This is a genomic window from Kitasatospora sp. NPDC088548, assembly GCF_044753005.1.
Classification (GTDB): Bacteria; Actinomycetota; Actinomycetes; order Streptomycetales; family Streptomycetaceae; genus Kitasatospora.
The window spans coordinates 1,865-5,045 of record NZ_JBIVMI010000067.1 but is presented as its reverse complement, the minus strand read 5'-3'; the positions used below and the strand labels follow the sequence as shown (position 1 = coordinate 5,045).

Here is a 3,181-nt window from a genome sequence, read left to right as displayed (position 1 = left end):
CGCCCGCTCCCGGACCTCACTGGGGTATGGCTTCCTCATAACGGACTCGATCCTTCCAAGAGAACGAGTCTCGGTCAAACCCGCAGCGGTTCACTTCCTCCCGAACAGCGTGCTCCAAGGCGGACTTGAGCACGGAGTGGATGTAGGCGAGGGTCAGCGGGGAGAGCCGCTTGCCGCAGCACGTGCCGATCGCGCAGCAGCGGGGCTGGTCGCGGGCCGCGTCGAGGCCGCGAGTGCAGCACTGGCAGGTGGTGCGGAGCTGGTTGAGCCATGCGCGCACATCCTTGGCGGTGAGCTTGGCGAGCTTCTTCTTGCCGAGGCCGGGTATCAGGTAGAGGCGGACGCAGGCTGTGTAGCGGGTGTGGGTGTTCTCGCGGAGCTGGTGGATGGCAACGTTCTCCAGCCAGTACGTCAGGTAGGCGGCGACGCTGCCCTGTGCGGTGAGTACGGGGACGCCGCGGTTGCTGACGGCGATCTTCTCGGTGAGCTTGGCGAGGGCTTCCTTGCGGGTGATGCCGTAGACGCGGACGCGCTTGCGGGTGTCGCCGGGGGCCAGGACGTAGCCGGCGGCTTCCCATCGGCCGTCCTTGCGCTGGTAGACGGTGCCGTCGCCGTTGGCGCGGACTCGGCGGGATGCAGGGGTGTCGCGGGGTGTGGTCATCAGGCAGCGTCCTGTTCGAGTCGGGTGCGAATGAAGTCGGTGAGCGCGCAGGCCGGGATGCGGCGGGCGCGGCCGAGGGTGATGGAGGCGAGCTGCCGGGTGCGGAGCAGGTCGTAGACGGCGGAGCGGCCAAGCTGGAGGCGGGCCATGACCTGGGGGACCGTCAGCAGGTCCGCGCCCGGCCCCGGGAACGGGACCATCAGCAGCCGCCCTCTGCTGTGAACTGCCGCTCCAGTTCTCTGCGATGCCAGACAGCGGCGGCGAGGAGTTCCGCGCCGGGGCTGTAGCCCGAGCCGTGGTAGGCCCAGTGGCCGATGACGAGGGTCGTGCTCGGGGCGAGGTCGGGCAGGCCGGCGTGTGTGCGGGCCTGTTCGGTGCGCCAGGCGCGGCGGGCATCGCGGCAGTTGGCCGAGGGTGACGGAGTAGCAGCGGGACTTGGTGGAGATGTGGCCCCGGAAGCCGAGCATGTGCGCCCACTTCCAGAGCTTGAGGTCGGCAAACTCCGGGCGCTGGCCCAGGTCCCAGCAGGTGCAGATCATCTGCCGCACGCGCCATTCGACGGCGAGGCGGGGCCGGGGGAGGGACTGGCCGGTACCCGAGCAGGCTCGGCATTCGACGGGCACGCCGGTCTGTGCGGACTGGGCCATCCCGCGTCCCTGGCACGCGCGGCAGAACAGCGCGCGGTCCAGGGCGCCGGAGGCGTCGGCCGACATGGTGGCGTACTTGGCCACGTACGCGGCGACGGCCTGACTGGTGAGTTCGGCGTCGGTGCCGAAGACGGCGATCTCGCGGACATCCACCTGTTCACCCCCGGCCAGTTCGCGTTTCCTTGAGCTAGTAGGTGTCGGCCGCGTAGAAGCGGGAGCAGGCAGGTCAGCGCGAGGCGTGACGGTTGCCGCACGCGGTGAGCAGGTTGCCGGTGGGCTCGTCGGCGGTGCTGTAGGAGCGCAGCACCTACCCGTGAGCGTGTGGACGGTGGTGGTCTGGCCGATCAGGCGCATGAGCTCGGTGCAGCCTCCGAGGCAGCGCCACCTACAACACCGCCGGCCAGACCGTCACATCCACGGACCCGCTCGGCCGCGTCAGCAGGACCGAATACGACACCCTCGGCCGCGCGGTCAAGGCCACCGCACCGCTGGGCGAATCCACCCGCACCCGGTTCGACACCCTCGGCAACCCGGCCGCCACCGACAACCTCGACCCCGCCGGCACCGTGCTGCGCACCACCACCGCCACCTTCGACCTCGAAGGACGCGTGCTCACCAGCACCAGCCCGACCACCGGCGCCGTCACCACCAGCGAGTACGACCGGCTCGGCCGCACGGTGAAGCTCACCGAACCGGTCGCCGCAGGCCAGTCGATCGTCACCACCTTCGGCTACGACGCCGCGGGCAACCGCACCCGCCTCACCGACGGCAAGGGCAACAGCACCGTCTACACCTTCAACGCGTGGGGCCTGCCCGAGTCCACCGTCGAGCCCGCCACCGCGGCGCACCCCGCCGCAGCCGACCGCACCTGGACCACCGCCTACGACGTGGCCGCACAGGCCGTCAGGCTGACCGAACCGGGAGGCGTGACCCGCACCCGCGGCTACGACCCCGCCGGGCGCCTGGTCCGCGAGAGCGGCACCGGCGCCGAGGCGAACACCACCGACCGGGAACTGGAGTACGACAAGGCCGGGCGGCTGGTCAAGCACAACTCCTCCGGCCTCACCGGACAGCTCTACGCCTACAACGACCGCGGCCTGCTGCTCAAGGCAGGCACCGATCTGAACGCCGCGAGCCAGACCTGGGAGTACGACGCCGACGGGCGCCTCACCAAGCGCTGGGACAAGGACACCGACACCACCCTCTTCGGCTACAAGGCCGACGGACGACTGGACTGGGCGTACAACCCCCGGACCCGGACCCAGAACCGGTACGGCTACGACGGCGACGGCCGCCTCAGCGCGCAGTCGTACGTCGCACCCGACCCGGCCGACGCCACCAAGCTCAAGACGATGTCCGAACGCCGGCTCGGTTACGACCCGCTCGGCCGCCTCACCGGCGACCAGCTGCTCGTCGGTGCCAACACCGGCACCCCGCTCACCGGCACCGCGTACGAGTACGACCTCGACGACCGGCTGACCCGCAAGACCGTCAGCGGCACCGCCACCGACCCGGTGAAGGACAACCGCTACGGCTACGACCAGGCCGGACGCCTCACCTCCTGGACGGCGGACACGACCATGACCGCGTACGGGTGGGACGCGGCCGGCAACCGCACCAAGGCCGGTACCGCGACCGCCGCCTACGACGAGCGCAACCGCCTGCTCTCCGACGGCACCAGCACCTACCGCTACACCCCGCGCGGCACCCTCGCCGCGGTCACCACCGCCGGGGCCGACGAGATCCTCAAGAACGACGCCTTCGGCCGACTGATCACCGACGGCACCAGCACCTACCGCTACACCCCGCGCGGCACCCTCGCCGCGGTCACCACCGCCGGGGCCGACGAGATCCTCAAGAACGACGCCTTCGG

1 protein-coding gene and 4 pseudogenes are annotated in these 3,181 nt (G+C 70.7%); 2 read left to right on the top strand and 3 right to left on the bottom strand.

Annotation, left to right across the window (positions count from 1 at the left end; genetic code table 11):
* Nucleotides 1–94: 94 nt before the first annotated feature.
* From ACIP82_RS37650 to ACIP82_RS37640, 3 genes and pseudogenes are all read right to left on the bottom strand, one after another.
* A pseudogene (locus tag ACIP82_RS37650) lies at nt 95–661 on the bottom strand (site-specific integrase); the annotation flags it as partial.
* Nucleotides 661–861: a helix-turn-helix domain-containing protein gene (locus ACIP82_RS37645; RefSeq protein ID WP_400660279.1), complete on the bottom strand. Its 201-nt coding sequence runs from the start codon at nt 859–861 to the stop codon at nt 661–663. The pseudogene ACIP82_RS37650 and the gene ACIP82_RS37645, both read right to left, overlap by 1 nt.
* A 255-nt stretch (nt 862–1,116) precedes the next feature.
* Nucleotides 1,117–1,662, bottom strand: a pseudogene (locus ACIP82_RS37640) (replication initiator); the annotation flags it as partial.
* A 44-nt stretch (nt 1,663–1,706) separates the two neighbouring features.
* Here ACIP82_RS37640 and ACIP82_RS37635 point away from each other — a divergent pair.
* Both ACIP82_RS37635 and ACIP82_RS37630 read left to right on the top strand, forming a co-directional pair.
* Nucleotides 1,707–1,805: pseudogene (locus ACIP82_RS37635) on the top strand (RHS repeat domain-containing protein); the annotation flags it as partial.
* A 69-nt stretch (nt 1,806–1,874) separates the two neighbouring features.
* Nucleotides 1,875–3,181, top strand: a pseudogene (locus ACIP82_RS37630) (laminin G); the annotation flags it as partial.